The 25,812-nt window shown below is 69.1% G+C and carries 24 protein-coding genes; 15 read left to right on the forward strand and 9 right to left on the reverse strand.

Annotation, left to right across the window (positions count from 1 at the left end; genetic code table 11):
* Positions 1 to 132: 132 nt before the first annotated feature.
* From HD841_RS10385 to HD841_RS10400, 4 genes are all read left to right on the forward strand, one after another.
* Positions 133 to 1,038, forward strand: a complete 906-nt coding sequence (locus tag HD841_RS10385; RefSeq protein WP_179508755.1) for a fatty acid desaturase — start codon at positions 133 to 135, stop codon at positions 1,036 to 1,038.
* Positions 1,035 to 1,844, forward strand: a complete 810-nt coding sequence (locus tag HD841_RS10390; protein WP_373562988.1) for a phosphate/phosphite/phosphonate ABC transporter substrate-binding protein — start codon at positions 1,035 to 1,037, stop codon at positions 1,842 to 1,844. Before HD841_RS10385 ends, HD841_RS10390 begins: the two co-directional genes overlap by 4 nt.
* A 133-nt stretch (positions 1,845 to 1,977) precedes the next feature.
* Positions 1,978 to 2,556 (forward strand): alpha/beta hydrolase, encoded by a 579-nt coding sequence (locus tag HD841_RS10395; RefSeq protein WP_179508756.1) that lies wholly within the window; start codon positions 1,978 to 1,980, stop codon positions 2,554 to 2,556.
* Positions 2,557 to 2,627: 71 nt separating this feature from the next.
* Positions 2,628 to 2,969, forward strand: coding sequence for a hypothetical protein (locus HD841_RS10400; protein WP_179508757.1), 342 nt, complete (start codon positions 2,628 to 2,630; stop codon positions 2,967 to 2,969).
* A gap of 42 nt (positions 2,970 to 3,011) precedes the next feature.
* Here HD841_RS10400 and HD841_RS10405 read toward each other — a convergent pair whose 3' ends face one another.
* Positions 3,012 to 5,597 carry a M1 family metallopeptidase gene (locus HD841_RS10405; RefSeq protein WP_179508758.1) on the reverse strand — a complete coding sequence of 862 codons (2,586 nt, stop codon included), beginning with the start codon at positions 5,595 to 5,597 and terminating at the stop codon, positions 3,012 to 3,014.
* A 128-nt stretch (positions 5,598 to 5,725) separates the two neighbouring features.
* On the opposite strand from HD841_RS10405, the gene HD841_RS10410 reads away from it, so the two are divergent.
* The gene (locus HD841_RS10410) at positions 5,726 to 6,682 is read left to right on the forward strand and encodes an NAD(P)H-dependent flavin oxidoreductase (protein ID WP_179508759.1); all 957 of its coding nucleotides are present in this window, start codon (positions 5,726 to 5,728) and stop codon (positions 6,680 to 6,682) included.
* 309 nt (positions 6,683 to 6,991) lie between these two features.
* On the opposite strand, the gene HD841_RS10415 is transcribed toward HD841_RS10410, so the two are convergent.
* Positions 6,992 to 7,450 (reverse strand): DUF1465 family protein, encoded by a 459-nt coding sequence (locus HD841_RS10415; RefSeq protein WP_179508760.1) that lies wholly within the window; start codon positions 7,448 to 7,450, stop codon positions 6,992 to 6,994.
* 91 nt (positions 7,451 to 7,541) lie between these two features.
* Positions 7,542 to 7,739, reverse strand: a complete 198-nt coding sequence (locus HD841_RS10420) for a YdcH family protein (RefSeq protein WP_179508761.1) — start codon at positions 7,737 to 7,739, stop codon at positions 7,542 to 7,544.
* Between the two features lie 169 nt (positions 7,740 to 7,908).
* Between HD841_RS10420 and HD841_RS10425 the strand changes: the two genes are divergently transcribed.
* Positions 7,909 to 8,064: a DUF465 domain-containing protein gene (locus tag HD841_RS10425; protein ID WP_179508762.1), complete on the forward strand. Its 156-nt coding sequence runs from the start codon at positions 7,909 to 7,911 to the stop codon at positions 8,062 to 8,064.
* Positions 8,065 to 8,145: 81 nt separating this feature from the next.
* On the opposite strand, the gene HD841_RS10430 is transcribed toward HD841_RS10425, so the two are convergent.
* Complete coding sequence (locus HD841_RS10430) at positions 8,146 to 8,487, reverse strand: PilZ domain-containing protein (protein ID WP_179508763.1); 342 nt, start codon at positions 8,485 to 8,487, stop codon at positions 8,146 to 8,148.
* 85 nt (positions 8,488 to 8,572) lie between these two features.
* Positions 8,573 to 9,037: an RNA polymerase-binding protein DksA gene (gene dksA / locus HD841_RS10435; RefSeq protein ID WP_179508764.1), complete on the reverse strand. Its 465-nt coding sequence runs from the start codon at positions 9,035 to 9,037 to the stop codon at positions 8,573 to 8,575.
* A gap of 385 nt (positions 9,038 to 9,422) precedes the next feature.
* On the opposite strand from dksA, the gene HD841_RS10440 reads away from it, so the two are divergent.
* Positions 9,423 to 10,283, forward strand: a complete 861-nt coding sequence (locus tag HD841_RS10440) for a hypothetical protein (protein ID WP_257015403.1) — start codon at positions 9,423 to 9,425, stop codon at positions 10,281 to 10,283.
* A 67-nt stretch (positions 10,284 to 10,350) separates the two neighbouring features.
* On the opposite strand, the gene HD841_RS10445 is transcribed toward HD841_RS10440, so the two are convergent.
* The gene (locus HD841_RS10445) at positions 10,351 to 10,782 is read right to left on the reverse strand and encodes a host attachment family protein (protein ID WP_179508765.1); all 432 of its coding nucleotides are present in this window, start codon (positions 10,780 to 10,782) and stop codon (positions 10,351 to 10,353) included.
* A 101-nt stretch (positions 10,783 to 10,883) separates the two neighbouring features.
* On the opposite strand from HD841_RS10445, the gene serS reads away from it, so the two are divergent.
* The 4 genes from serS to HD841_RS10465 all read left to right on the forward strand — a co-directional run bounded on the left by serS (position 10,884) and on the right by HD841_RS10465 (position 15,200).
* Positions 10,884 to 12,164, forward strand: a complete 1,281-nt coding sequence (serS, locus tag HD841_RS10450; RefSeq protein ID WP_179508766.1) for a serine--tRNA ligase — start codon at positions 10,884 to 10,886, stop codon at positions 12,162 to 12,164.
* A gap of 4 nt (positions 12,165 to 12,168) precedes the next feature.
* Complete coding sequence (locus HD841_RS10455; protein WP_179508767.1) at positions 12,169 to 13,332, forward strand: M23 family metallopeptidase; 1,164 nt, start codon at positions 12,169 to 12,171, stop codon at positions 13,330 to 13,332.
* A gap of 254 nt (positions 13,333 to 13,586) precedes the next feature.
* A complete protein-coding gene (gene tyrS / locus HD841_RS10460) occupies positions 13,587 to 14,816 on the forward strand; it encodes a tyrosine--tRNA ligase (protein WP_179508768.1) in 1,230 nt (409 codons plus the stop codon).
* A gap of 75 nt (positions 14,817 to 14,891) precedes the next feature.
* Positions 14,892 to 15,200, forward strand: coding sequence for a PilZ domain-containing protein (locus HD841_RS10465; RefSeq protein ID WP_373562989.1), 309 nt, complete (start codon positions 14,892 to 14,894; stop codon positions 15,198 to 15,200).
* 318 nt (positions 15,201 to 15,518) lie between these two features.
* Here the strand turns inward: HD841_RS10465 and recG are convergent, their stop codons facing one another.
* Entirely contained in the window at positions 15,519 to 17,570 is a 2,052-nt protein-coding gene (gene recG, locus HD841_RS10470; protein WP_179508770.1) for an ATP-dependent DNA helicase RecG, read from the reverse strand.
* A 110-nt stretch (positions 17,571 to 17,680) separates the two neighbouring features.
* On the opposite strand from recG, the gene HD841_RS10475 reads away from it, so the two are divergent.
* Complete coding sequence (locus tag HD841_RS10475; RefSeq protein WP_179508771.1) at positions 17,681 to 17,947, forward strand: FAD assembly factor SdhE; 267 nt, start codon at positions 17,681 to 17,683, stop codon at positions 17,945 to 17,947.
* A 242-nt stretch (positions 17,948 to 18,189) separates the two neighbouring features.
* Positions 18,190 to 21,657 carry a transcription-repair coupling factor gene (mfd, locus tag HD841_RS10480; protein WP_179508772.1) on the forward strand — a complete coding sequence of 1,156 codons (3,468 nt, stop codon included), beginning with the start codon at positions 18,190 to 18,192 and terminating at the stop codon, positions 21,655 to 21,657.
* 140 nt (positions 21,658 to 21,797) lie between these two features.
* On the opposite strand, the gene HD841_RS10485 is transcribed toward mfd, so the two are convergent.
* Positions 21,798 to 22,226: a YybH family protein gene (locus HD841_RS10485; RefSeq protein ID WP_257015404.1), complete on the reverse strand. Its 429-nt coding sequence runs from the start codon at positions 22,224 to 22,226 to the stop codon at positions 21,798 to 21,800.
* Positions 22,220 to 23,860 (reverse strand): EAL domain-containing protein, encoded by a 1,641-nt coding sequence (locus HD841_RS10490; protein ID WP_179508773.1) that lies wholly within the window; start codon positions 23,858 to 23,860, stop codon positions 22,220 to 22,222. The genes HD841_RS10485 and HD841_RS10490 overlap by 7 nt, the downstream gene beginning before the upstream one ends.
* Before the next feature lie 106 nt (positions 23,861 to 23,966).
* On the opposite strand from HD841_RS10490, the gene moaA reads away from it, so the two are divergent.
* Positions 23,967 to 24,980, forward strand: a complete 1,014-nt coding sequence (gene moaA, locus HD841_RS10495; protein ID WP_179508774.1) for a GTP 3',8-cyclase MoaA — start codon at positions 23,967 to 23,969, stop codon at positions 24,978 to 24,980.
* Positions 24,977 to 25,753 (forward strand): NAD kinase, encoded by a 777-nt coding sequence (locus HD841_RS10500; protein ID WP_179508775.1) that lies wholly within the window; start codon positions 24,977 to 24,979, stop codon positions 25,751 to 25,753. The genes moaA and HD841_RS10500 overlap by 4 nt, the downstream gene beginning before the upstream one ends.
* The last annotated feature ends 59 nt before the right edge of the window (positions 25,754 to 25,812 follow it).

A 25,812-nucleotide genomic window follows, 5' to 3' on the forward strand; every position in this document is an offset into this window, starting at 1 on the left:
TCGCTAGCCGACGGCGCTTCGCTTGACGATGCCCGCGCGCGAGAAGTTGAGCAATCTCTGTGACAAGCAAGCCTTGGCTTGCCAACTCCTACCAAATGGGTGGATGTTCAACTTAGGACATCAGGAGACCCTATGCGCCATCACGCTTCGCAGCGGTCCGCGCCGGCGCGCATCGACTGGCCGACGATCGCCGTTGCTACAGCGATTTACGGCGGCTGGCTGGCGGTGACCGCCTGGCACGCGCTGCTGCCGCTGCCGGTTCTGGCACTGCTCGGCGGGGGGCTCGTCGCCTGGCAGGGGTCGTTGCAGCATGAGACGATCCACGGTCATCCCACCAACCGCCGCCTGCTCAACGATGCGATCGGCATGCCACCGCTCAGCCTGTACCTGCCTTATGCGGTGTACCGGCGGTCGCATCTCGCGCATCATGGCTGCGGCGCGATCACCGATCCTGCCGCCGATCCGGAATCGCGCTACCATGAGGGACATGGCATAGCGCCGCGCCTTGCCGCGGTGCAGGCCACGCTGATCGGGCAGCTGCTGTTCGGCCCCGCGATCGTCGTGGCGCGGTTCCTGGGCGGCGAACTGGTGCGGCTGCGGCGGGCTCCGATCGCACTCCTGCGCGACTGGCTGCCGCATCTCGCCGGGGTGGCGCTGCTGATCGCCTGGCTCGACCATGTGGGACTGTCGGTCGCCACCTATCTGCTCGCCTTCGTCTATCCCGGTGTCGCGTTGACGCTGCTGCGCGGCTATGCCGAGCATCGCGCCGATCTCGCCACCACCGCACATGCCGCGATCGTCGAGCGCGGCGGCGTGTTCGCGCTGCTGTTCCTCAACAACAATCTCCACGTTGCGCATCACGAGCGGCCCGGCCTGCCCTGGTATCGTCTGCCCGACTATCATCGTGCGCACCGCGCCCGCTTTCTCGCCGAGGGTGGGCGCATCTACCGCGGCTATGGCGAGGTGATGCGTCGTTTCGCGTTCAGTCCGCACGACGATCTGCATCATCCTGCCTATCGCGCGGATCGCCCGGCGTGAGCCGGGTGGCGTCGCTCGGGATGTACGATCATCCGGCGCAGCGGGCGGCGAACGACGGCCTGTGGCGTGCCATCGCCGCGCGGCTGCGTGACGCGGGGCTGGCGGACGTGCCGAATGCGCTCGATCGATCCCGTTCGGTCGAGACGATCTGGCACGATCCCGGCCTGTTGCTCGCGCAGGCCTGCGGATACCCGCTGACTGCGGCCGGCGCACCGGCGGTGCGGGTGGTGGCGCTGCCGGTCTATGCCGTGCCGGGCTGCGAAGGGCCGACGCATCACAGCGTGATCGTGGCGCGCGTCGCGGATCGCCGCGTCACGCTCGCCGGGTTCCGCGGCGCGCGCGTGGCGATCAATGCGCCGACATCGAACACGGGCATGAACCTGTTGCGCGCCGTGGTGGCGCCGCTTGCTGGTGGCGACGCGTTCTTCGCTGACGTGATCGTTACAGGAGCACACCGCGCGACTGTCGAAGCGATCGTGCGTGGCGAGGCGGATTGCGGCGCAGTCGATGCCGTCACCTGGGCGGCCCTGCGGAGGTACGAACCGGTACTAACCAACGCATTGCGCGTGATGGGCACCACGCAATCGACCACCGCGCTGCCCTTCGTCACCGCGAGGTCGACGCCCGACGCGGAGATCCAGGCCATCCGGGCGGCGCTGGCGGCAGCGGTCGCCGACCCGGCGCTGGCGAGCCTCCGCGATGCGCTGTTCCTGCGCGACATCGTGCCGGCGGACGAGACGGCACTCGCACCGGTTCGCGCGGCGGAGCACACGGCCATCGCATACGGCTATCCCGTCTTGCGATGATCGTCGCGCATGCCGCCCGGTTCGGCGCGGGCGATGGCATGGGGGCTGGCCCACCGTCAGGAAGCGTTCATACTTCTACTCCTGCCGAGTCGCGGACGGCATCGCCGCCGCGACCATGAGGAGAGAGACGCGCATGACCGCCATCGCTACCCTGCCCTTCTCCGACCCGCGCCTGTCGATCGTCACCGTCGGCGATGGCGAGGGCACGCCCGCTTGGCAGCGGATGTTCGGCTGGCCGGCCGGCGGTTCCGGCGCGGTGCCGCTCGACGCGCGATCAGCGGGCGCGCGCAACATCTGGGCCGCGAAGCTGGACCGCGCGGTACGCGAGGCGGATGCGCGCGTGCTGCTCGTCGCCGAAGGATTGGGCTGCGCGGCGAGCGCCTGGTGGGCGCGGCTGTCGCCCGCGCATGACGTGCGGAAGGTGGCCGGCGCCTTGCTCTTCGCACCGCCGACCCAGCCGGACGGGCTGTTCGCCTCGCCGAAGTCCCGCCTGCCCTTCCCCTCTCTGGTCATCCGTCCGGGCGGCATGGCGGACGATCTGGCGGCGGCGGTCGAGGATTGGGGCAGCCGGCTGGTCGTCGGTGATCGCGTGCGCGACCGGCATGCGGGCGCGGTCGCCTGGCGGCAGGCGCAGCGGCTGTTCCTGCGGCTGACGCAGCAGATGGTCGAGCATGACGTCGACCGCGTCCGGGCGATCACTGGCTGGCGCTGAGCCGGCGCCGACCCTTGTCGATCCCGGTGTCCGTTGCCTATGTCTGCGGCAACAGGACCATGGAGACGGCAATGCGTAATGGAATGATGCTGATGCTGGCCGCGGCCTTGACCGGCTGCGGGTCGCAACCGCAACCGCAACCGACCAACACCGCCAGCCCCGCGCCGAAGGAGACCGGCTATATCGCCAAGGTCACCGCGCTGCCGCCGCGGCAGCTCAACGGCGTGCTCTACCGCGCGATCGACGATGCCAAACAGCCGTGCCAGGGCATCGCCGGGGTCGCCCGTCAGGCCGATCGCAAGGGCAAGCCCGTGTGGGCGGTGCGCTGCATCGAGGGCAGCGCCTGGCTGGTCGCGCTCGGCGACGACGGGATGGCGGACGTCACCGGCATCCCCGCCCGCAGCGGCGGCTGATCCGACGAAAGGAGCGGCCGCACCCACGGCCGCTCCCTTCCCTCACGCGCCCTGGCCGAGCCAGGTCTGAACCGCGGGGCGCAGCCGCTCGGTCGCCGCCTTGCGGACCGCGATACCCGACACGACCCGCTTGGCGGGACCGCGCGACGTTTCCGGCATCGTCGCGGCGAAGGCCGTGATCTTCTCCGGCATCTTCGGATCGACCGAGCCGCCGCCGAGCCCGACGATGAAGCTCGCCTTGCTGCTTTCCTCGATAAAGCCCTCGACCAGCGCGCGATTCGCCACCGCCCAGTCGAACGCCATGTCCGGATGCTCGCCCGAGATCGAGCGGAGCAGCGCGGCGCGCTGCGGCGCGGTGAAGGTGTCGGTCTTGAGCAGATCGAGCGCGCGGGCGGCGAGCGCATCGTCCCTGGCGTAGCCGAGCAGCGAGACGAAGCGGTTCTTGGCGACCGGATTGGTCTCCGCCTTGGTCAGGCGCAGCAACAGGTCCCAGTCGGCCGCGCTCGCGTTGGACGCGAAGGTGGCGAGGATCGGCTGGCGGATCGCCGGCGGGATCGCGGTCGGATCGGTCGGCAGCTTGGCGACATAGCTGCGCGCCTGGCGCAGCACCTCGGGATCGCCGTTATACCCGAGCTGGCCGACGAGATTCTCGCGCAGGTTGCTGACCAGCGGCGATTCGTCCGGCCGGGCGGTATAGCCGATACGTTGCAGCACGGGGCTGAGGATCGCGACCGTGCGGGCGCGCAGCGGCGCGGCCAGCGCGGTCCGTTCGAACATGCCGTTGAGGCTGCCGAGCCGGCCCGACACCAGCGACCATTCGAGCGGATCGGCATTGGCGCCGACCTGACCCATCAGCGCGAAATAGCGCGACAGGTCCTGATATCCCCCTGCGGCAAGGGCATAATCATCGGCGAGCGTGCCGAGCCGGTCTTCGAGCGGCAGGCGCGTATAGTCGCGCACCAGCGCGTCGTGCCCGGGCTGGTCGTAAAGCACGCGGGTATAGCTGCCCTTGCCCTTGTTGAGCAGCAGCGTTCCGCAGCCCTTGACCGACACGGTCGTCGCCGGACCAGTGACGATCGTCCGGGTCTCGCCGCCGCCGAGCGTGGACACGACCAGCGGCACCTTCCACGTCTGCGGCGCCTTGGATGCCTCGTCGAGGCCGAACCGGCCCTGCGCCAGCGTCGCGGTGGTGGTGCCGCCGGTGCAGCGCGCGCCGGTCAGCGTCACCAGCGGCACGCCGCCCTGCAACGTATAGCCATGCGCGATCTCCGCCACCGGCTGGCCCGCCGCCGCCGACAGCTCGGCCCAGAGCTGCTCGGTCACGGTGTTCCCGAACTTGTACTTGGCCATGTAGCGGCGGATGCCGTCGCGGAACGTATCCGGGCCGAGCGTCGATTCGAGCATGCCGATGACCGCCTGCCCCTTCGAATAGGTGATGCCGTCGAACGCCTCGCCAATCTGGTCGACGGTCTCGATCTTGCGGATGATCGGGTGGGTCGCGGCGGTCGCGTCGATGCCCATCGCCGCCTCCCGGTCGCTGGACACCGCGGCGGCATCCGCCTTCCACGCCGGGTTGAGATCGGCAGCGGACTTGTTCTCCATCCACGAGGCGAACCCCTCGTTGAGCCACAGGTCGTCCCACCATTGCATCGTCACGAGGTCGCCGAACCATTGGTGCGCCATCTCATGCGCAACGACGGTGAAGATGCGCTGCTTGCCACTCTCGGTGGCGCGCTTGGGGTCGAACAGCAATTCGGGCTCGAAATAGAAGATCGCGCCCCAATTCTCCATCGCGCCGAAGAACTGGCTGGAGCCCGGGCCGGCGACCATGTCGAGCTTGGGCAGCGGATAGGGCTGGCCGAAATAGCTGTTGTAATAGGGCAGCAGCCGCTTCGCCTCGGCGAGCGCGTAATCGCCCTGATCGACCACGCCGCGCCGGGTAATGACGCCGATCTCGACGGTGCCGGCCTGCACCGTCTTGCGCTCCAGATCGCCCATGCCGAGGTAGAGCAGATAGCTGGACATCACCGGCGTCTCGGCGAAGCTGTAGAGCTGCGTGCCGTCCGCCTGTTTCGCCACCGAGGTGGCGGGCATGTTCGAGAAGGCGAGCTGACCGGCAGGCGCGGTCGCCTTCAGCCGGAACTTCGCCTTGAACGCGGGCTCGTCCCACATCGGCGCGAAGCGGCGGGCGTCGGGCGCTTCGAACTGGGTCGCGAGCATCCGCGCCTTCGACCCGTCCTGGTTGGTATAGTCGATCGCGAACAGGCCGGCGGCGGACTGGTTGATCTTGCCGCTCCAGCGGAAGCCGACGGTGTGGCGACCGACCTTCGCCGCCGCGGGCAGCGTCAGCACGAGCTGCTGCTTGTCCTTGTCGAGCGCGAAGGGCACCGCCTTGCCGTCGAAGGTGGCGGCGGCGACCGCCAGATCGGCGGCGTTGAGCGTGATCGTGCCGGTCGCCGCCTTGACGTCGATCTCCACCGTCTCGCTGCCGGTGAAGGTCATCGCCTGGGCGTTCGGCGCAACGGTGATGTCATAGAGCACCGGCACCACCGTCGCGGGCAGGCTGCCCGCGGCAAGCGCAGGGGTGGAGACGGTCAGAGCAAGGGCGGCGGCAATGGCTAGCTTCATGGAAGGACACACTCCGGAAACACTGTATCATTGGGCCATACGCCTTTGTTCGGCGCGGGCAAGATGGGCCTTGCTGGACAGGCCGATCAGTTGCGCTAAACAACCGATCCAGAGAGGAAGCCGCCGCCATGACACCCCCGATTTTCAACCGTCTGCGCCTGCCCGTGATCGGTTCGCCGCTGTTCATCATCTCCGGCCCGGAGCTGGTGATCGCGCAGTGCAAGGCGGGAATCGTCGGCTCCTTCCCGGCGCTTAACGCGCGGCCGCAGGCGCTGCTCGACGAATGGCTCCACCGCATCACCGAGGAACTGGCGGCGCACGATCGCGACCACCCGGAGGCGCCCGCGGCACCGTTCGCGGTGAACCAGATCGTCCATAAGTCGAACGATCGGCTGGAGCAGGACCTCGCCACCTGCGCCAAATGGAAGGTGCCGATCGTCATCACCTCGCTCGGCGCACGCGAGGACCTCAATACGGCGGTGCACGGCTGGGGCGGCATCACCTTGCACGACGTGATCGACGACCGGTTCGCGCGCAAGGCGATCGACAAGGGCGCGGACGGGCTGATCGCGGTCGCGGCGGGCGCGGGCGGCCATGCCGGCACGCTGTCGCCGTTCGCGATCGTGCAGGAGATCCGGCAATGGTTCGACGGGCCGCTGGCGCTCTCCGGCTCGATCGCCAGCGGCGGCGCGATCCTCGCCGCGCAGGCGATGGGCGCCGACTTCGCCTATATCGGCTCGCCGTTCATCGCGACCACCGAGGCGAATGCCGCGCCCGACTATAAGGCGTCGATCGTCGACAGCCGCGCGGCGGACATCGTCTATTCCAACCTGTTCACCGGCGTGCATGGCAATTACCTGCGCAGCTCGATCGCCAAGTCCGGGCTCGACCCCGACAATCTGCCCGAGGGCGACCTCAAGACGATGAACTTCGGCGGCGGCGAAGGCAACAAGGCCAAGGCGTGGCGCGACATCTGGGGGTCGGGCCAGGGCATCGGCGTGATCGACCGGGTCGAGAGCGTCGCCGATCGCGTAGACCGGTTCGCGACCGAATATGCCGCGGCAAAGGCGCGCCTGCTCGGCTGAGCGGCGGACGACATGGCACTTTAACGGGACGCACCCTCGTCGCACGCGCCGGCGCTTTTAGCGGGCCGAGGAGTGTGCGACAGTGGATGCGAGTTTCGATCGGTTCCTTGTGAGATTCGTCACCCCGGACTTGTTCCGGGGTCCACCGGGCCGCAACCGAACGGTGTAGAATCAAGCCCTTCGCCTCGCCGCAGAGTGGACCCCGGAACAGGTCCGGGGTGACGGGGTGGGTTGGGGACGCGGCGGACCCAACCCAACGCTCCTATGCAATCGCCCCGGCTGCGCGAGGGACGGACGCGAACGCGGCGTTCAGAACGCCAAAGCGAGGCGGTCGTGCAGGCGGTGGACGGGGCTTGGCGTGTGCTGCTGTTCCTGCGCGTCGTCGAGCAGGCCGACGCGGCGGTGGAGGTTGGCGCTTGCCGCGACCAGCCCCTGCGCGCGCGCGGGCAGCGCCCGCACGAGGTCGACGTCGAACTGCGGCGCGTGGCCGAGACGACGGGTGGGGTCGAGCGCCTCGCGCGGCTTCAGTTCGCCGGCATCGACGGCACGCTGGGTCAGCAGCCAGGCGATGACGTGCATCAGCCGCGTCGTCACCTTCAGCGATTCACACGAGAAACCGACGCGGATCAGCGGATCGAGCGTCTCGCGCTCGGCGCGGCCAATAGTGTCGAAATAGGCGCGCGCCTCGTCGGCGAGCAGCATCGCATCGGTATAAAGCGAGTCGATCAGACGATCGTGGAGGCGCGATTCGCTGCTGCGGCGGGTCATGGCGATGGGGTGGCACAGGCCCCGCGGCTTGGACAGATGCCATAATGGTCCCAGTTGTGCCGAAGTGATTCGGTCGGGACAGAAAAAGCCGTCAGGCGATGATGTCGGGGATCAGCTGATCCTCGCAATTGGCAATCTCGTCGCGCAGCCGCAGCTTGCGCTTCTTGAGCCGTGCGACCTGCAACTGATCGGGCACGCCGGTGCTGGTGAGCGCGTCGATCGCAGCATCCAGATCGCGATGTTCGGTGCGCAACGCGTCGAGCCGGGCGATGATCTGTGCTTCGTCCATGCCTAATTCCCTGCCGCCTGGGCGCTCCCCTAGCCCAGCCGCGACGCCGGACCAAGTCGTCGCACGCAGCCACTCGGCTAATCGCGTTCACCGCATTTCGATGAGGACTTTTAACGTCTTCGATGGTTTACTCAGTCCCCCAACACGCATGCATCAGGAGGACACCGAAATGCAGACGACGCATCAACAGGCTCTGGAGACCAAGCATGCCGCGCTCGAAAGCCGCATCGCCGACGAAACCCACCGCCCGTTGCCCAACGCCGCGCTCCTCTATGATTTGAAACGCAAGAAGCTGAAGCTCAAGGAAGAGCTGAACGGCCTCTAGGCCCAGCCGGCCCCTCCCTTCGCGGAGGGGCTTTTTGCAGGGGCGTCATGCGACGCTCCTGACGCGCCGCAATGCCCGCTCTCAGGCCGTTTTCGCCCCACTGACCGGCTTGCGCGCCTTCTTCGGATCGATCGGCGAATCGAGCGCGATGCCGATCCGCCCTTCGGTGCACCAAGCGACCTTTCCGGTGACCTTGCCGATGCCGCGCAGGTCGAGCGTCACCGCGGTGCCCGGCTCCTTGACGCGGGCACAGTCGACCATCAGCCCGCCCTCCGACAGGTTGCGGACGCGCACGTCGCGGACGGTGTCTTCCTCCTCGAAGCGCAGCGGTGCCATGAGGAACAGGCTGTCGCGCGTCTGGCTTCGCTGCGATCCGCCGGCCGCATCGGACCTGTCGAACGGGTCGTGGGAAAAGCTGTCCATAAACGAAGCCTGTATGACCGGTGCCGCATCGGCACCAGCACCTAAGAGTCGGGAAGTAACGAAAACGTCAATCACCCGCGGCGGTTCAATCCTCGCGCGAGATCTTCTCGTTGCGCTCGTGCCGTTCCTGCGCCTCCAGCGTCATCGTCGCGATCGGACGCGCCTCCAGCCGGCCCAGGCTGATCGGTTCGCCGGTCACTTCGCAATAGCCGTATTCGCCCTCGTCGATGCGGCGGATCGCCGCCTCGATCTTCGAGACGAGCTTGCGCTGGCGATCGCGGGTGCGCAGCTCGATCGACCAGTCGGTCTCGCTCGACGCGCGGTCGGTGAGGTCGGCCTCGCGTAGCGAGTCCAGTTGCAGCTGGTTCAGCGTACCGGCCGCGTCCTGCAGGATCGCATCCTTCCAGCGCAGCAGCTTGTTGCGGAAATACGCCTGCTGGCGCAGGCTCATGAACGGTTCGTCGGCGCTGGGCCGATAGCCATCGTCGGCATCGTTGGCCGCCGGCGGATTGGTCGTTACATCGTCGATCTGACTGACTTGCGTTGCCATACCACTCTCCCTCCGGCCCCATGATGACCTCGGGGCCGCCCCCAAATGGTTGAAGCGCCTATAATCGCGCCGGAGAGGAACCACAAGCGATGACAGTTACCGAATCGTACGTGCCTGCGTTCTTTTATTGCACCACATCGGTCCTGTGATTGCTGCACTGCCGCGACGAACCGGGCATGGTAAACGGCGGAGGCAACATCTGTTCCACTCTGGTACGTTAACGGCGTTGGCGACGCATCAGGGTGGTGAAAACCCGATATCGCCGCAACAATCCGCCGAAGGTTCTTGCACTTAGCGATATCTTCGGCGCTTGGTCCTATGGCAGCACCGCGCGGCTGCGAGCGCGATTCTGGGGCATCGGCGCCAGCAACGGGAAAGAGACCTTATGTCCGTCAGGATGGCATTGGCGAAATTGTGCGCCTGCGCATGCGGAGGAGCGTTGATCGGTGGCGGGGCGGTGCATGTCGCCGAGCGGCCGAACCGGCCCGCCTATGTCAAGCAGGTCAAGAAGCGCGTCATCGTCCGGCGACAGGTCGCCGCGGTCCAGCGCCAGGGCGTGCGCCGCCGCGTCGTGACGACCACGACGACGAGCTGCGCACCGACGGTGGTCACCGTGGCGAGCCAGGCGGCGCCGGTGCCGGTCCCCCTGCCCGCATCGCAGGGCTTCGTCGGCGGCGGTGGCGGTGGCGTGCCCGTGGTGGTCGGCGGCAGCGGGGGGTTCGGCGGCGGGTTCGGAGGAGGCTTCTTCGGTGGCGGCTCGTCGGGATCGAGCGGCAGCGTCGTGATCTCGTCGACGTCGAGCGGCGGATCGACCTCGACCAGCAGTTCCTCGTCGGGCAGTTCGTCGTCGTCCGGCAACGTCTCCAGTTCGTCGTCCGGCAATGTGTCGAGTTCGTCCTCGACGAGCAGCTCGACCGGCGGCGCCAACGTCGACATCGACAACAGCAATTCGAACAACAACACCAACAACCAGAACCAGAACCAGAACCAGAACCAGAACCAAAATCAGAATCAGAATCAGGGCAATTATGGTTCGAGTTCGAAGGGCTGGAGCACCAGCGGCGGCTGGTCGTCGAACGGGGGCTGGACGTCGAGCGGTCACCACGGCGGTCCGCCGCCGGGTCCGCCGGGATCATCGGGCGGCCCGCCCGCGCCAGTGCCCGCACCACCGATGGTGCTGCTGTTCGGCGCCGCGGCAGCCGCACTGATCGCCCGCAAGCGCTTCGCCAAGCCACAGGCGGCCTGAGCGCAAGATACGCAAAGGGGCGCCGGACCCACGTCCGGCACCCCTTCAAGCGTCAGGCCGCCCTGCGTCAGGCGGCGCTGAGCGCCTTTTCGATGTCCGGCACCGGATGGCCGGTCAGGTCCTTGGCCAGTTCGCCGGTCAACCGGCTGCTGACCTCCTTGTGATAGTGACGGCGCAATTCGCCGAGCGTCTTGGGCGGCGCGACGATGATCAGCGAATCGAACTCGTTGGCGAGCGCGCGACGCTTGAGCATGTCGGCGGTGTCGGCGGCGAAGCGATCCTCCTCCTGCTGGTGGAAATCGACCTCGCCCATCGTGCCCATCTGCGTCGAGCTGGCCCCGCCGGCGGCGTCGGTCTTCTGGTCGCGGTCGGCCGGATTGGCTTGTTCCTGCGCGTGTTCGACCCGCAGGTTGGGGAATTCGGCATCGCCTTCGTTACGGAAGAACAAGGCCTTACGCCCGTCGGCGACCAGTACGAAGGCGTTGTGGGGAACCTGCATGGCGTTACTCCTGATCGTTGGACTCGACGGGTCAACGCCGCCGGGGCCGCTGGGGTTGCCGACTTGCGCGGCGGAGAGCGCGTCGGCATAGCCGCCGCATCATGCACGACATCCGCGCCATCCGGGACGATCCCGCCGCCTTCGACGCCGCCCTTGCCCGCCGCGGCGTCGCCCCGCAGGCGGCCACGCTGCTCGCGTTCGACGACGAACGCCGCGCCGCGATCGCCGCCGCGCAGGACGCGCAGACCCGCCGCAACGATCTGTCCAAGCAGATCGGCCAGGCCAAGGCGCAGAAGGACGAGGCGCGCGCCCAGGCGCTGATGGCCGAGGTCGCCGCGCTCAAGGACCTGCTGCCCCAGCTCGAAGCGTCGGAGGCGGCGGCCGAGGACCGGCTGAACGCCGCGCTCGCCGCGCTGCCCAACCGCCCCGCTGCCGACGTGCCCGCGGGCGAGGACGAGAGCGGCAACGTCGTCGTCCACCAGCGCGGCACGCCGCCCGGCTTCGCCTTCCCGGTCAGGGAGCATGACGCGATCGGACCGGCGCTCGGCCTCGATTTCGAGACCGGGGTCGCCATCGCCGGCGCGCGCTTCACGCTGGTGCGCGGGGCCGCGGCACGGCTGCAACGCGCGCTCGGCCAGTTCATGCTCGACACGCTGACCCGCGACCATGGCTTCGAGGAGGTGGCGCCGCCGCTGCTCGTCCGCGACGAAGCCGTGTTCGGCACCGGGCAATTGCCCAAGTTCGCCGAGGATCTGTTCCGGACCACCGACGGCCGCTGGCTGATCCCGACCGCCGAAGTGTCGCTGACCAATATCGTGCGCGAGGCGATCCTGCCCGCGGGCGAGCTGCCGCTGCGCTTCGCGGCGCTGACGCCGTGCTTCCGGTCGGAAGCGGGGGCGGCCGGGCGCGACACGCGCGGCTACATCCGCCAGCATCAGTTCGACAAGGTCGAGATGGTGTCGATCGTCCCCGAGGACGCGTCCGAGGCGGAGCATGAGCGGATGACCGGCTGCGCCGAGGCAATCCTCGACGCGCTGGACCTGCCCTATCGGCGGATGCTGCTGTGCGCGGGCGACATGGGCTTCACCGCGCGGCGCACCTATGACCTGGAGGTCTGGCTGCCCGGGCAGGACACGTATCGCGAGATTTCGAGCTGCTCGACCTGCGGCGACTTCCAGGCGCGGCGGATGAACGCGCGCTACCGTGCCGAGGGCGAGAAGACGACGCGCTTCGTCCACACGCTCAACGGTTCGGGGCTGGCGGTCGGGCGGACGCTGGTGGCGGTGCTGGAGAATTACCAGCAGGCCGACGGTGCCGTGGCGGTGCCGGCGGTGCTGAGGCCCTATCTCGGCGGGCTGGAACTGCTCGAACCCAAGCGCTGACCGCATGCGGCGGGAGCGGATCGCATACAGCCTGGCGTTCGCCGGCCTGACGCTGTCCGCCTGCATCCCCAGCGTCGAGCCGCCACCGCAGGCGGCGCCACCGCCCGCGCCGCTGCCGCAACGCAACGCGCCGTGGCGCGAGCCGCCGCAGGATGCCGCGCCGCCGCCCCGTGCCGAGCGCCCGTCCCGTGCCGAGCGGCGCCCCCGCCCCGCCGCACCCGTCCGGGAAGCGGCACCGCCGCGCGGCGACGTGGCGATGCCGCGCACCGCGCGCCCGGCGTGGGAGGCGCGACCGGTCAGCCCCGACGCCAGGGTCGTGCCCGACCAGAGCTATGTCGTCGCCCCCGGTGATTCGCTGCGCCGCGTCGCCGAGCGCACCGGCGCGGGATCGGAGGCGATCGCGCGCGCCAACCGGCTGGAGCCGCCCTATACGATCCGCGCCGGCCAGCGGCTGACCATCCCTGGCGGTCGCTATCATCTCGTCCGCCCCGGCGAGACCGGCATCGCCATCGCGCGCGCCTATGGCGTCGAATGGTCGCGGATCGTCAGCGCCAACCAGCTCGAGGAACCCTATGTGCTGCGCGCCGGTCAGCGCGTGCTGATCCCCGGCGATCCCGCGCGGCCGCCGAGCCTGTCCGACCGCGCCGCCGCGTTCAAGCTCGACATCGACGATATCCTGACCGGCGGCGAGCCCGCCGTGGCGCCGCGCCAAGCCCCCGCCAGGCCGGTCGCCAACCCCGGCCGGGTGCTGCCGCCGACCGCCGTCGTGGCGGCGCCGGCGCGGTTGCAGGGCGGCTTCGTCTGGCCGGTCGAGGGCAAAGTCGTCCGTCGCTTCGGCCCGGGCAAGAGCGGCGAGCGCAACGACGGCATCAAGATCGCGGTGCCGGTGTCGACGCCGATCCATGCCACCACCGACGGCGTCGTCGCTTATGCCGGCGATGGCATCGCGGCGCTCGGCGGGCTGATCATCATCCGCCATGGCAACGGCTGGACCAGCGTCTACGGGCATGCCTCCAAGCTGCTCGTCCAGCGGGGCCAGAGCGTCAAGCGCGGCCAGACGATCGGGCTGTCGGGGGATACCGGCTTCGCCGACAGACCGGAGCTGCACTTCGAGCTGCGCAAGGGGCGCACGCCGGTCGATCCGCAGAGCCAGCTGCCGCGGCGCTGACCGGTTTGCGGGCGAGGATCGCCGTTCCCCTGTGAGGGCGCGTGGCAGAAGAAGACCGTGGTCGCGCTGAAGCGCGGAGAACGCAGAGGTGGCGCGTCCGCGGCGCCTTCCACCCGGCCGGGTGTCTGGCGGCGGCGATGGACCGCGTGGCAATGCGGCTCGTGCTGTTCTCCGGGGGGAAGCAGACCTGCACCCGCGATCCCCACCTGCGCCTGGAGGGTGACGGGCGGCGCGTCGCTTGCTAACCGGCGCGGATGACCTACCAGTCCGACCTGCTCAGCACGCTCGCCTCGCGCGGCTACATCCATCAGCTGACCGACGCGACCGCGCTCGATACGCTCGCGACGAAGACGGTGGTGCCGGGCTATATCGGCTTCGACCCGACCGCGCCGTCGCTCCACGTCGGCAGCCTCGTGCAGATCATGCTGCTGCGCCGGCTCCAGCAGACCGGGCACAAGCCGATCGTGCTGATGGGCGGCGGCACCGGCAAGATCGGCGACCCCAGCTTCAAGGACGAGGCGCGCAAATTGCTCGGCGAGGACGGCATCAAGGCCAATGTCGCCTCGATCAAGCGCATCTTCGAACGTTTCCTGACCTTCGGCGACGGACCGACCGACGCGGTGATGGTCGACAATGCCGAATGGCTCGACCGGCTGGAATACATCCCCTTCCTGCGTGATGTCGGCCAGCATTTCTCGGTCAACCGGATGCTGTCGTTCGATTCGGTCAAGCTGCGCCTCGACCGCGAACAGTCGCTGAGCTTCCTCGAATTCAACTATATGATCCTCCAGGCCTATGACTTCCTGGAGCTGTCGCGGCGCGCCGGCTGCCGGTTGCAGATGGGCGGCAGCGATCAATGGGGCAATATCGTCAACGGGATCGAGCTGGCGCGGCGGATGGACGGCACCGAGGTGTTCGGCGTCACCACACCGCTGATCACCACTGCCGACGGCGGCAAGATGGGCAAGACGATGGCCGGCGCGGTGTGGCTGCACGAGGACCAGTTGCCGCACTTCGATTACTGGCAATTCTGGCGCAACACCGACGACCGCGACGTCGGCCGCTTCCTGCGGCTGTTCACCGACCTGCCGCTCGACGAGATCGCCCGGCTCGAGGCGCTGCCCGGCGCGGAGATCAACGAGGCGAAGAAGGTACTCGCCAACGAGGCGACCGCGATGTGCCGCGGCCGCGCCGCGGCGGAGCTGGCGGCGGAGACGGCGCGGCGCACCTTCGAGGAGGGCGCGAGCGGCGATGCGTTGCCGAGCGTCGCGGTGTCGGGCGACTCGATCGCGGTGGTCGATGCGCTGGTCGCGCTCGGCTTCGCCAAGTCGAAGGGCGAGGCGCGGCGGCTGATCGCCGGCGGCGGCGCGCGCGTCGACGGCGAGAAGGTGAGCGACGAAGGCGCGACGATCGCGCTGGGCGATGCCGAGGTGCGCGTGTCGGCGGGCAAGAAGCTGCACGGTCTGCTCACCCCGACACGGTAAGCAGTTGTAAACGCCTCGCCACCTAGGGTTATGTCCGAAATGGTCATGGGGTCGTTTCGGAGGAGCCTGGGTGTGGTGATTGCAGCGACGAACCTGTCCGACGACCGCAGCGAACCGCGCGACGAGGTGCATCACCGCAGCAGCGCGATGCTGGCCGACCAGCGGCGCGTTTCGGTGCTGATCGTCAACCTGTCGCCATCGGGTCTGATGATCCGCAGCGACGTGGCGGTGGGTGCCGGCGACTGGCTCTTCATCCGGCTGCCCGCCGTGGGCGACGTGCGCGCCACCGTGCGCTGGGCGCTGGGTGGAAGGATCGGCTGCCAGCTTGAGCGGCCGATCCCCGCGAACCGCTATCATGCCGTGCTGGGGGCAATGGCAGGGTAGCGGTTCCTGGGAGCCTGATCGTAGGGCTCCCGCCCTCTCCCCCCCTCCGTCACCGCTGCGCGGTGCCCCCTGGCGGGCAGGGCCGTCGCCTATCGCGCGCGTCGACGTCCAAGCCCACTCCGTCACCCCGGACCTGTTCCGGGGTCCACTCTGCGGCGAGGAGAAGGGCTTGGTTCGACACGTCTCACGCGGCGGGGTGGACCCCGGAACACGTCCGGAGTGACGGATCTGATGTAAAAGCCGATCGGACCCGATCCGCGCCGCCATATGCGGTTAGCCTGCCCTGCGGGGAGGACACGGAACGCTCGGTAAGGCACCTCAGCCCGACCGCAGCAGCGCCACCCCGGCATCCCGGTCGAACAGATACAGCGCCACGCGCGCCGCCTGCCCGCGCGGCCCCTCCAGCCCGCCGTCGCGGTCGATCAGCAGCCTCGCGTCGTCCTGCGCGCATTGCAGCAGGTCGGCGAGCATCTCGGGCAGCGCCAACCTGAACGTCACCTCGCCCGACTGGCGCGTGCCGAGCAGTTCGCCGCCGCCGCGCAGGCGCAGATCCTCCTCGGCGATGCGGAAGCCGTCGTTGCTCTCGCGCATCAGCGCGAGCCGGGCGCGCGAGGTCTCGCTGAGCGATGCGCCGCGCAGCAGCAGGCAGCGCGACAGCCCGCCGCCACGCCCGACCCGGCCGCGGAGCTGGTGGAGCTGCGCGAGCCCGAACCGGTCGGCATGTTCGATGACGATCAGCGTCGCATTGGGCACGTCGACGCCGACCTCGATCACCGTCGTCGCGACGAGCACGCTCAGCCGGTTGGCGGCGAACGCCTCCATCACCGCGTCCTTTTCGGCGGGCTTCATCCGGCCGTGAACGACGCCGATCCGCTCGCCGAAGCGGTTGCGCAGCGTCTCGGCGCGCATCTCGGCGGCGGCGAGGTCGCTCTTCTCGCTTTCCTCGACCAGGGGGCAGACCCAATAGGCCTGCCCGCCATCGGCCATATGGCGGCCGATCGCGTTGATCACCTCGTCGAGCCGGTCCTCGGAGACGACACGCGTTTCGATCGGCTCGCGGCCGGGCGGCATTTCGTCCAGCCGGCTGACGTCCATCTCGCCATATTGCGCGAGCGTCAGCGTGCGCGGGATCGGCGTCGCGGTCATTGCCAGCAGGTGCGGCGGCGCCTTGCCCTTGGCCTGCAGCAACATGCGCTGCGCGACCCCGAAGCGATGCTGTTCGTCCACCACGGCCAGCCCCAGATCCTTGTAGCCGACCGCATCCTGGAAGATCGCGTGGGTGCCCACGAGGATGTCGATTTCGCCGCTGGCGAGCGCCATCAGCGTCGCCTCGCGCGCCTTGCCCTTGTCGCGGCCGGTGAGCACCGCGATCTCGATCGGCAGGCCGGCGAGCAATTTGCGCAGGCTCTCGTAATGCTGGCGCGCGAGGATTTCGGTGGGGGCGAGCATCGCGCCCTGCGCGCCCGCCTCGACCGCGATCAGCAGCGACATCGCCGCGACCAAGGTCTTGCCCGAGCCGACATCGCCTTGCAGCAGGCGCAGCATCGGCGCGGTCTGCGCGAGGTCGCCCTCGATCTCCGCCACCGCGCGCGTCTGCGCGCCGGTTGGCGTATAGGGCAGCCGCAGCATGTCGCGCAGCCGGCCGTCGCCGACCAGCGCCCTGCCCCGCCGCTTGCGGGTGTCGGCGCGCACCAGCGTCATCGCGAGCTGGTTGGCGAAGATCTCGTCATAGGCGAGGCGTTCGCGGGCGATCTTGTCGGCAGGGTCGGCGTGGATGCGCTGCAACGCCTCGCGCCAGTCGGGCCAGCCGCGCTTCGCCTTGAGGCCGGGTTCGATCCATTCGGCCAGTTCGGGCGCGCGCTCGATCGCTTGGCCCGCGAAACCGGCGAGGCGACGCGAGGTCAGCCCCTCGGACAGCGGGTAGATCGCCTCGCGCTCGCGGAACACCTCGTCGGGTTCGCCGAGATCGGGATGGATGATCTGGAGCGTGTCGCCATAGCTTTCCAGCTTGCCGGAAACGCGGCGCGGCTCACCGAGCGGCAGCAGCTTCTTCACCCAGCCCGACGACCCGCCAAAATACACTAAGTTCACGCAATTGCCGGCCGCGTCGGTGGCCTGCATCCGCGTCGGGCCGCGACCGGTGCTGGTGCGATAATCGCGCGGAATCAATGTGATAGCGATGATGCGGCCGGCGTCGGCCGCGTCGAGCTCCTCGCGCGGCAGGCGGTCGATCCAGCCGCTCGGCAGATGGAAGGCGACGTCGACGACGCGGGCGAGGCCGAGCCGGTCGAGCGGCTTGGCGAGGCCGGGACCCACCCCCTTGAGAGCGGTGACCTCGGCGAACAGCGGATTGAGGATATCGGGGCGCATGACTACATGACCGCTATACCCCACCCGACGCGCGTGGCCATGGGTCCCCGCAAAGTACCACTTTGCGAGGCCAGGTCGGCGACCGCCGGGCTATTCGCACTGGATTGTCGATGGATCACGCCACTCGCCTGAAACGCCTGAAGTTCCGCAGCTGGCATCGCGGCACCAAGGAGGCCGACCTGATGATCGGCGGTTTCTTCGACGCGCATGGCGCGGGCTGGACTCCGGCGGAGCTCGACTGGTTCGAGGCGTTGCTGGAGGAGCAGGACGTCGACATCATGGGCTGGGCGATCGGATCGCTGCCCTGCCCGCCCGAATGGGACGGGCCGATGATGGCGCAGATGCGGACGCTGAGCTACGTGCCGGTGGTGCGCTGACGCTGTTGGGGGTCTGTGGAAGTCTCGCCGCCTCCGCCTGTCGCCCCGGACCGATTCCGGGGTCCACCGGGCCGCAGGGGGCTGCTTGCATAACTGACCCTGCTCCTCGCCGCGGAGTGGACCCCGGAACAAGTCCGGGGTGACGGGGAATATGGGCGCGGGTTACCTGCTCCATCGGCCGCCCCCTATCGTTCATGCCATCGCCCGGCGCTTCGTCCGCAAGGCGCCTAACCGAGAAAATGATGCCCGATCTGAAGACGATCCTGTCCGCCAAGACCCCGCTGACGCTTTCGGGGGTCCCCGCCGGCTTCCAGCCGTCGCTGCTCGCCGATCTCGCGCGTGCGGCGAAGGGTCGCGCGGTGTTCATCGCGCCGGACGATGCGGCGATGCGCGCCGTCGCGGCGACGGCGGCGTTCTTCGCGCCCGAACTGGAGGTGATCAGCTTCCCCGCGTGGGACTGCCTGCCTTATGATCGCGCCAGCCCGACGCTGCGCATCATGGCCGAGCGGATCGCGGCCTTGTGGCAGTTGCAGAAGCCGGCGAAGACGCCGCAGCTGGTGCTCACCACCGCCAATGCGGCGACGCAGCGCGTGCTCACCCCGTTCCGCATCCGCCAGCTCGTCGCGACGCTGGAGCCGGGCGCACGCATCGACCGCGACGATCTCGCGCGGCTGCTCCAGGCGAACGGCTATGTCCGCACCGAGACGGTCCACGACCAGGGCGAATATGCAGTGCGCGGCGGCATCGTCGATCTGTATCCGAGCGGCGAGGACCAGGCGCTGCGGCTCGACTTCTTCGGCGACGAGGTCGAGACGGTGCGCACCTTCAGCCCCGAGGACCAGCGGACCACCGGGCGGATCGACGGCTTCACGCTGCTGCCCGCGTCGGAGGCGCTGCTCGACGAGGACTCGATCAAGCGCTTCCGCACGCGCTATCGCGACAAGTTCGGCGCGACCGCGACCGGCGATCCCCTGTATCAGGCGATCAGCGACGGGCGGCGGCTCGCCGGCATGGAACATTGGCTGCCGCTGTTCGAGGAGAAGCTGGCGACGCTGTTCGACCATCTCTCCGCCGACGACGTGGTGGTGCGCGACTTCGGCGTCACCGGCGCCGCCGAGGGGCGGATGGAATCGATCGCCGATTATTACGAGAACCGCCAGCGCGCCGAGGCGGCGCAGCCGGGCAGCTATCGGCCGCTCGCCGCCAAGACGCTGTATCTCGACGCCAAGGAATGGGCGGCGAGCCTCGACGCGGCGCGAGCGCATCTGACCACGCCGTTCCACGAGCCGGAAAGCGCCACCGTCCTCGACTTCAACGTCGACGGGCCGCGTGATTTCGGTCCCGAACGCTCGGCCAGCGCCAACGTCTACGAGGCGGTGGTCGATCACCTCAAGGGCCTGCGCAAGGCGGGCAAGAAGCCGGTGCTGGCGAGCTATTCGGTCGGCGCGCGCGAGCGGCTCGGTAATCTGCTGAAAGACCATGGCCTGCACGGCGGCAAGGCGGCGGACAGCTGGCAGGAGGCGCTGGGCGTCGCCGATACGGGCAAGTCGGCGGGCGTCGCGCTCGTCGTGCTGCCGCTCGATCATGGCTTCACCGCGCCCGATGTCGCCGTGCTCACCGAACAGGACATGCTCGGCGACCGGCTGGTGCGCCGCGCCAAGCGCAAGAAATCGGCCGACGCCTTCCTCGCCGAACTCGCCGCGCTGACCCCGGGCGACCTCGTCGTCCACAGCGATCACGGCATCGGCAAATATCTCGGCCTGACCTCGATTCCCGTCGGCAAATCCCCGCACGATTGCGTTGCGGTCGAATATGCCGGCGGCGACAAATTGTTCGTGCCGGTCGAGAATCTCGAAGTGCTGTCGCGCTACGGCTCGAACGAGGAAGGCGCGAGCCTCGACCGATTGGGCGGCGAGGCGTGGCAGCGGCGCAAGTCGAAGATGAAGGAGCGGATCCGCGAGATCGCGGGCGAGCTCATCAAGACCGCCGCCGAACGCGCGCTGCATCCCGGCGACGTGCTCGAACCCGATGTCAGCGGCTATCCGAGCTTCGTCGATCGTTTCCCTTATGCCGAGACGGACGATCAGGATCGCGCGATCGAGGACGTGCTCGGCGACCTGTCGGCGGGCAAGCCGATGGACCGGCTGATCGTCGGCGACGTCGGCTTCGGCAAGACCGAGATCGCGCTGCGCGCCGCCTTCGTCGCGGCGATGGCGGGCAAGCAGGTCGCGGTGGTCTGCCCGACGACGCTGCTCGCGCGCCAGCATTACAACAATTTCAGCGCCCGCTTCGAAGGCTTTCCGATGAACATGGGGCGGCTGTCGCGGCTCGTCCCCGCGGGCGAGGCCAAGGCGGTCAAGGAAGGGCTCGCCGGCGGCACGATCGACGTCGTCATCGGCACGCATGCGCTGCTCGCCAAGAATATCGATTTCAAGCGGCTCGGCCTCGTCATCGTCGACGAGGAGCAGAGGTTCGGCGTCACCCACAAGGAGCGGCTGAAGGCACTGCGCGCCGACGTGCATATGCTGACCCTCACCGCCACGCCGATCCCGCGCACGCTGCAGATGGCGATGAGCGGCATCCGCGAACTGTCGGTGATCCAGACGCCGCCGGTCGACCGGCTCGCGGTGCGGACATACGTGATCCCGTGGGACCCGGTGGTGCTGCGCGAGGCGCTGCTGCGCGAACATTATCGCGGCGGGCAGAGCTTCATCGTCACGCCGCGCGTCGCCGATCTGCCCGATCTGGAAGAGTATCTGCGCAACGAGGTGCCGGAGATCCGCTACGTCGTCGCGCACGGCCAGATGAGCCCGACCGAGGTCGAGGAGCGGATGAGCGCCTTCTACGACAAGAAGTTCGAGGTGCTGGTGTCGACGACGATCATCGAGAGCGGGATCGACATCGCCTCGGCCAACACGATCATCGTCAACCGCGCCGACCGGTTCGGCCTCGCGCAGCTCTATCAGCTCCGCGGGCGGGTCGGCCGGTCGAAGACCCGCGCTTATGCCTATCTGGTGACGCCGCCCGAGCGGCAGATGACCGAGACGGCGGAGAAGCGGCTGAAGGTGCTCTCCGATCTCGATTCGCTCGGCGCCGGCTTCCAGCTCGCCAGCCACGATCTCGACATCCGCGGCGCGGGCAATCTGCTCGGCGACGAACAATCGGGGCATATCAAGGAGGTCGGCTACGAACTCTACCAGTCGATGCTGGAAGAGGCGATCATGGATGCCAAGGCCGGCGGCATGGCGCTGCGCCCGCGCGACTTCTCGCCGCAGATCACCGTCGATGCGCCGATCCTGATCCCCGACGATTACGTCCCCGACCTCGACCTACGCATGGGCCTGTATCGCCGCCTCAACGAACTCGACAGCAGCCGCGAGATCGAGGCGTTCGCGGCGGAGATGATCGACCGGTTCGGGCCGCTGCCCGATGCGACCGACAATCTGATCCGCGTCATCGAGATCAAGCTCAACGCGCGCAAGGCGTGTATCGCCAAGATGGATGTCGGGCCGCGCGGGGTGCTGGTCGGCTTCCACGACGATACGCCGCCCAACGTTCCGGGGCTGCTGGCATATGTCGAGCGGCTGAACGGGGTGGCGAAGCTGCGCCCGGACAGCAAGCTGGTGCTGCAACGGGCGTGGCCGGATGCCAAGTCGCGGCTGCATGGCGCGTTGCAGCTGTCGAAGGGGCTGGCGAAGGCGGCGGGGTAAAATCCTCCCCGGCACGGGGAGGTGGCGCCGCGAAGCGGTGACGGAGGGGGGCTTCCTCAATCGATACCCTGTGAGGAAGCCCCCCTCCACCATTCGGCTGGCGCCGAAGGGCCCCCTCCCCGTGCCGGGGAGGAATTGGGTCAACTGCTGTGGTCGGAGACGATCTTCCAGCCCGCCGGCTGGCGCTCGAACAACAGCGAGGTGACCCCCGCATCCTGCTTGCCGCCGGGATAGTCGAGCAGCCACTTCGCCCAGAGCATCTGATGGTCCGCGTCGATCCGACGGAAGCCGAGCATCCGGAACGACAGCCGGCCGCGCTTGGCGGGATCGGCGCCATAGCTCTTCGCATAGCGCGCCGCGATCGCCGGCTTGCCGCGCACCAGACCGTCCTTGGTGACGAAGACCGCGTCCGCGGCATAGATGGCGAGGAAGCGCGGCATGTCGCCCGCGCTCCAGCCGGCGGCGCTGTCGGTGAGCGCGGTGGCGATCGCCGCCTCCGCCGTCACGGGGGCCAAGGCGGGGGCCGGGGCGGGGGCCGCCGCGGCGAGCAGCACCATCGGGATCAGCATGTCTCTCGCTCCATCATCGCCACCAGCGCCGCTTCGTCGAGCGGTTCGGCGAGCCAATAGCCCTGCAGATAGGCGCAGCCCTCCGCGGCGAGCAATGCGCGCTGGGTCTCGGTTTCGACCCCCTCGGCGATCACCGGCAGGTCGAGCGAGCGCGCCAGCGTCATCACCGCGCGCACGACGCCGCGCTGCCGCGCCGTCGCCTCGATGCCGCACGCCAGCGCCTTGTCGAGCTTGAGATAATCGAGCGGCAAGGCAGTGAGATAGGCGAGGCTCGAATAGCCGGTGCCGAAATCGTCGAGCGCCACCCGCACGCCGGCGGCGCGCAACGCGGCGAGCACATCGGCCGCCGCTTCGAGGTTGCGGATCGCGCCCGTCTCGGTGATTTCGACGGTCAGCCGGTCGAACGGCACGCCGCTCGCCGCAACGCGATCGAGGAAGAGCGCGGCGAACCCCGGCCGGCCGAGATCGCCCGCGGTCAGGTTGAGCGACACGCGCAACGCCGACAAGGCGGCGGGCCAAGCAGCGACTCGGGCGAGCACCAGCCGCTGGATATGATCGGACAAGGCGATGCCGAGGTCGGCGCGGTCGGCAGCGGCGAACAGCGCGCCGGCGCCGAGCGGGCCGAGTCGGCCGTGGTTCCAGCGCGCCAGTGCCTCAACCCCGGTGACGCGGCGTGACTCGATCCGCGCCTGCGGCTGGAACAGCACGTCGATCTCGCCCTGTTCGATCGCGAGGTGCAGGTCGATCGCCAGTGAATCGAGCGGCGCCGCCCCTTCGGGTCCGGCAACGCGGATCATCGCGCCGTCGCTCGCCTTGGCGGCGACCAGCGCCTCCGCCGCGCGGCGCAGCAGGCGCGCGGCATCGTCTCCCGGTCCGCTCGCCGCCATGCCCCAGCGGCTGCCGAGCACCGCCTGCCGCGCGCCGACGAGCAGCGGCTGGGCAAGCGCCGCGTCGAGCGCGGCGGCGAGCGTCGCGAGCACCGCCGGCGGCGCGGCGGAGGCGACGATCATGTCGCCGCCGGCCGGCGCGGCGACGAAGCCCGCCGGGCCGAGCAACGCCAGCGTGATCGCCTCGACCCGCGCCCGCGCCGCCGCGATCAGCGCGTCGCCGACCGCGCGGCCGCGCGCCGCATTGAGGATGTCGAGCCGCGACAGCGCGATCATCAGCACGCCGACGGTGGCGCCTTCGGCCAGACGCGTGCCGATCCACGCCGCCGCCTCGCGCGCCTCCACCCCGGTGCCGATGCCGCGCCCGCGTCGCTCACCCGGTTCGCGCACCGCGAGGCGTGCGGCGAAGCGGACCGCCTGGAGCAGCTCGCCGGGGTCGCCGCGGTCGATCAGGAAGTGGGTCGCCCCCGCCGCGCGCAGCGCGTCGAGCGCATGGCCGTCGTCGGTGACCGCGAGCAGCGCACCGCCCGTCGCCGCGGCGAGCCCGCCGAGCGCGCGGACCCCCGCCAGCCCGCCGGCGGGATCGCCGCGCCCGTCGACGAGCAGCAGCGCCGCGCCGCTCGCCAGCGCGCGCGCGGCGACGCCCTCGCCACCGTCGTCGATGACGACGCGCCAGCCCGGCCAGTCGCCGGCACCGGCCTCGCCCGAAACGATGAACAGCGTCGCCCGCTCGGCCTCGATACCCATTGCCTCCTGCCTAAGCCGCTGACTGCAAAGCGGCAATGGCGCGCAAGAGCGTGCGCCGAAATGGAACGGACTTGTCGCTGGGCGGTTGACCGCTTAGCTCCACATCATGACCAGCGCCCTCCCCCAATCCGCCTCGCCGCTGGTCGATCCCCAGGGTCGTACCATCCGCTATCTGCGTATCTCGGTCACCGACCGATGCGACCTGCGCTGCCGCTATTGCATGGCCGAGCAGATGACCTTCCTGCCGCGTGCCAAATTGCTCAGCCTCGACGAGATCGCGATCATCGCCGAACGGTTCATCGCGCGCGGCGTGACGAAGATCCGCCTGTCGGGCGGCGAGCCGCTCGTCCGCCGCGACGTCGGCGACCTGGTGCGGCGGCTCGGCCGTCACGTCGGCGCCGGGCTCGACGAACTGACGATGACCACCAATGCGACGCGGCTTGACCTTTACGCACAGGAGATGGTCGACGCCGGCATCCGCCGGATCAACGTCAGCCTCGACAGCCTCGATCCCGAACGCTTCCGCTACATCACCCGCCATGGCGACCTCGACCAGGTGCTGCGCGGCATCGCCGCCGCCAAGGCCGCGGGGCTTGCGGTCAAGATCAACATGGTCGCGCTCGCCGGGCTCAACGAGGACGAGATTCCGGCGATGCTGCGCTGGTGCGTCGCAGAGGGCCACGACCTCTCGCTGATCGAGACGATGCCACTGGGCGCGATCGACGAGGACCGTACCGACCGGTTCGTGCCGCTGACGCGCGTGCTCGAGGATCTGCAAGGGCGGTTCACGCTGGTGCGCGATGCGCATCGGACCGGTGGCCCGGCGCGTTACTGGCGCGTCGAGGGCACGCCGACCCGGCTGGGCCTGATCTCGCCGCTCACCGCCAATTTCTGCGACGGCTGCAATCGCGTGCGGCTGACGACGGAAGGCAAGCTCTACCTGTGCCTCGGCCATGACGATCAGGTCGACCTGAAGGCGGCGCTGCGCGACGGCGGCATCGGCGGGCTGGACGAGGCGATCGACCTCGGCCTGACCCGCAAGCCGGCGCGGCACGATTTCCGCATCGGCCGCGACGCCGCCCCCGCGGTCGCCCGCCATATGAGCGTCACCGGCGGATGAGCTACGAGCGGCGGGCGCTGGTCGCCTCCCCCACCGCCCCGGCACAGGCCGCGGCGGAGGAACTCGCCGATACGCTCGACTGGGTCGATCCCGCCGAGGCGGATGTCATCATCGCGCTCGGCGGCGACGGCTTCATGTTGCAGACGCTGCACAGCCTGCTCGACCGGCGCGGGCCGCCGGTGCCGGTGTTCGGCATGAACCTGGGGACGGTCGGCTTCCTGATGAACGAATGGCGGCGGCACGGTATCGCCGCGCGGCTCGACCGCGCCAAGTCGTTCAAGGTGACGCCGCTCGCCGCGACCATCACCGGCATCGATGGCCGCGTCCATCAGGCCCCGGCGATCAACGAAGTGTCGCTGCTGCGCGAGACGCGGCAGACCGCGAAGCTGGAAGTGACGGTCAACGACCGGATCGTCATGCCCGAGCTTGCCTGCGACGGCATCCTCGTCGCGACCCCGGCGGGATCAACCGCCTATAATCTGTCGGCGCAGGGACCGATCCTGCCCCTGGGGTCGAACATGCTGGCGCTGACCCCGATCAGCCCGTTCCGCCCGCGGCGCTGGCGTGGCGCGATCCTGCCCGACAAGGCGCGAATCACGTTGCGCGTGCTCGACCCGGCCAAGCGCCCGGTCTCGGCGGTCGCCGACCAGCGCGAGTTCCGCGATGTCGCCGAGGTCGCGATCTGCATGGACCGCGCGCGCGAGCTGACGCTGCTGTTCGATCCCGAGCATGCGCTCGACGACCGGATCACGATGGAGCAGTTCGTCTCCTGACACGAAGCTGTGGAAAAAGGTGACAACGGGGTTGCACTCCGATTTTTGGCGGCTATAGA

It is taken from the genome of Sphingomonas melonis (assembly GCF_013409985.1).
In the GTDB taxonomy this organism is placed as follows: domain Bacteria; phylum Pseudomonadota; class Alphaproteobacteria; order Sphingomonadales; family Sphingomonadaceae; genus Sphingomonas; species Sphingomonas melonis_A.

Coding starts and splice junctions, on each gene's coding strand:
- HD841_RS10420 (WP_179508761.1), bottom strand. CDS start 7,739: ATGGACGAAGCACAGATCATCGCCCGGCTCGACGCGTTGCGCACCGAA.
- serS (WP_179508766.1), top strand. CDS start 10,884: ATGCACGACATCCGCGCCATCCGGGACGATCCCGCCGCCTTCGACGCC.
- HD841_RS10400 (WP_179508757.1), top strand. CDS start 2,628: ATGCGTAATGGAATGATGCTGATGCTGGCCGCGGCCTTGACCGGCTGC.
- mfd (WP_179508772.1), top strand. CDS start 18,190: ATGCCCGATCTGAAGACGATCCTGTCCGCCAAGACCCCGCTGACGCTT.
- HD841_RS10500 (WP_179508775.1), top strand. CDS start 24,977: ATGAGCTACGAGCGGCGGGCGCTGGTCGCCTCCCCCACCGCCCCGGCA.
- HD841_RS10410 (WP_179508759.1), top strand. CDS start 5,726: ATGACACCCCCGATTTTCAACCGTCTGCGCCTGCCCGTGATCGGTTCG.
- HD841_RS10475 (WP_179508771.1), top strand. CDS start 17,681: ATGGATCACGCCACTCGCCTGAAACGCCTGAAGTTCCGCAGCTGGCAT.
- dksA (WP_179508764.1), bottom strand. CDS start 9,037: ATGGCAACGCAAGTCAGTCAGATCGACGATGTAACGACCAATCCGCCG.
- HD841_RS10455 (WP_179508767.1), top strand. CDS start 12,169: ATGCGGCGGGAGCGGATCGCATACAGCCTGGCGTTCGCCGGCCTGACG.
- HD841_RS10490 (WP_179508773.1), bottom strand. CDS start 23,860: ATGGGTATCGAGGCCGAGCGGGCGACGCTGTTCATCGTTTCGGGCGAG.
- moaA (WP_179508774.1), top strand. CDS start 23,967: ATGACCAGCGCCCTCCCCCAATCCGCCTCGCCGCTGGTCGATCCCCAG.
- tyrS (WP_179508768.1), top strand. CDS start 13,587: ATGACCTACCAGTCCGACCTGCTCAGCACGCTCGCCTCGCGCGGCTAC.
- HD841_RS10430 (WP_179508763.1), bottom strand. CDS start 8,487: ATGGACAGCTTTTCCCACGACCCGTTCGACAGGTCCGATGCGGCCGGC.
- HD841_RS10415 (WP_179508760.1), bottom strand. CDS start 7,450: ATGACCCGCCGCAGCAGCGAATCGCGCCTCCACGATCGTCTGATCGAC.
- HD841_RS10445 (WP_179508765.1), bottom strand. CDS start 10,782: ATGCAGGTTCCCCACAACGCCTTCGTACTGGTCGCCGACGGGCGTAAG.
- HD841_RS10405 (WP_179508758.1), bottom strand. CDS start 5,597: ATGAAGCTAGCCATTGCCGCCGCCCTTGCTCTGACCGTCTCCACCCCT.
- HD841_RS10395 (WP_179508756.1), top strand. CDS start 1,978: ATGACCGCCATCGCTACCCTGCCCTTCTCCGACCCGCGCCTGTCGATC.
- HD841_RS10425 (WP_179508762.1), top strand. CDS start 7,909: ATGCAGACGACGCATCAACAGGCTCTGGAGACCAAGCATGCCGCGCTC.
- HD841_RS10440 (WP_257015403.1), top strand. CDS start 9,423: ATGTCCGTCAGGATGGCATTGGCGAAATTGTGCGCCTGCGCATGCGGA.
- recG (WP_179508770.1), bottom strand. CDS start 17,570: ATGCGCCCCGATATCCTCAATCCGCTGTTCGCCGAGGTCACCGCTCTC.
- HD841_RS10385 (WP_179508755.1), top strand. CDS start 133: ATGCGCCATCACGCTTCGCAGCGGTCCGCGCCGGCGCGCATCGACTGG.
- HD841_RS10485 (WP_257015404.1), bottom strand. CDS start 22,226: ATGCTGATCCCGATGGTGCTGCTCGCCGCGGCGGCCCCCGCCCCGGCC.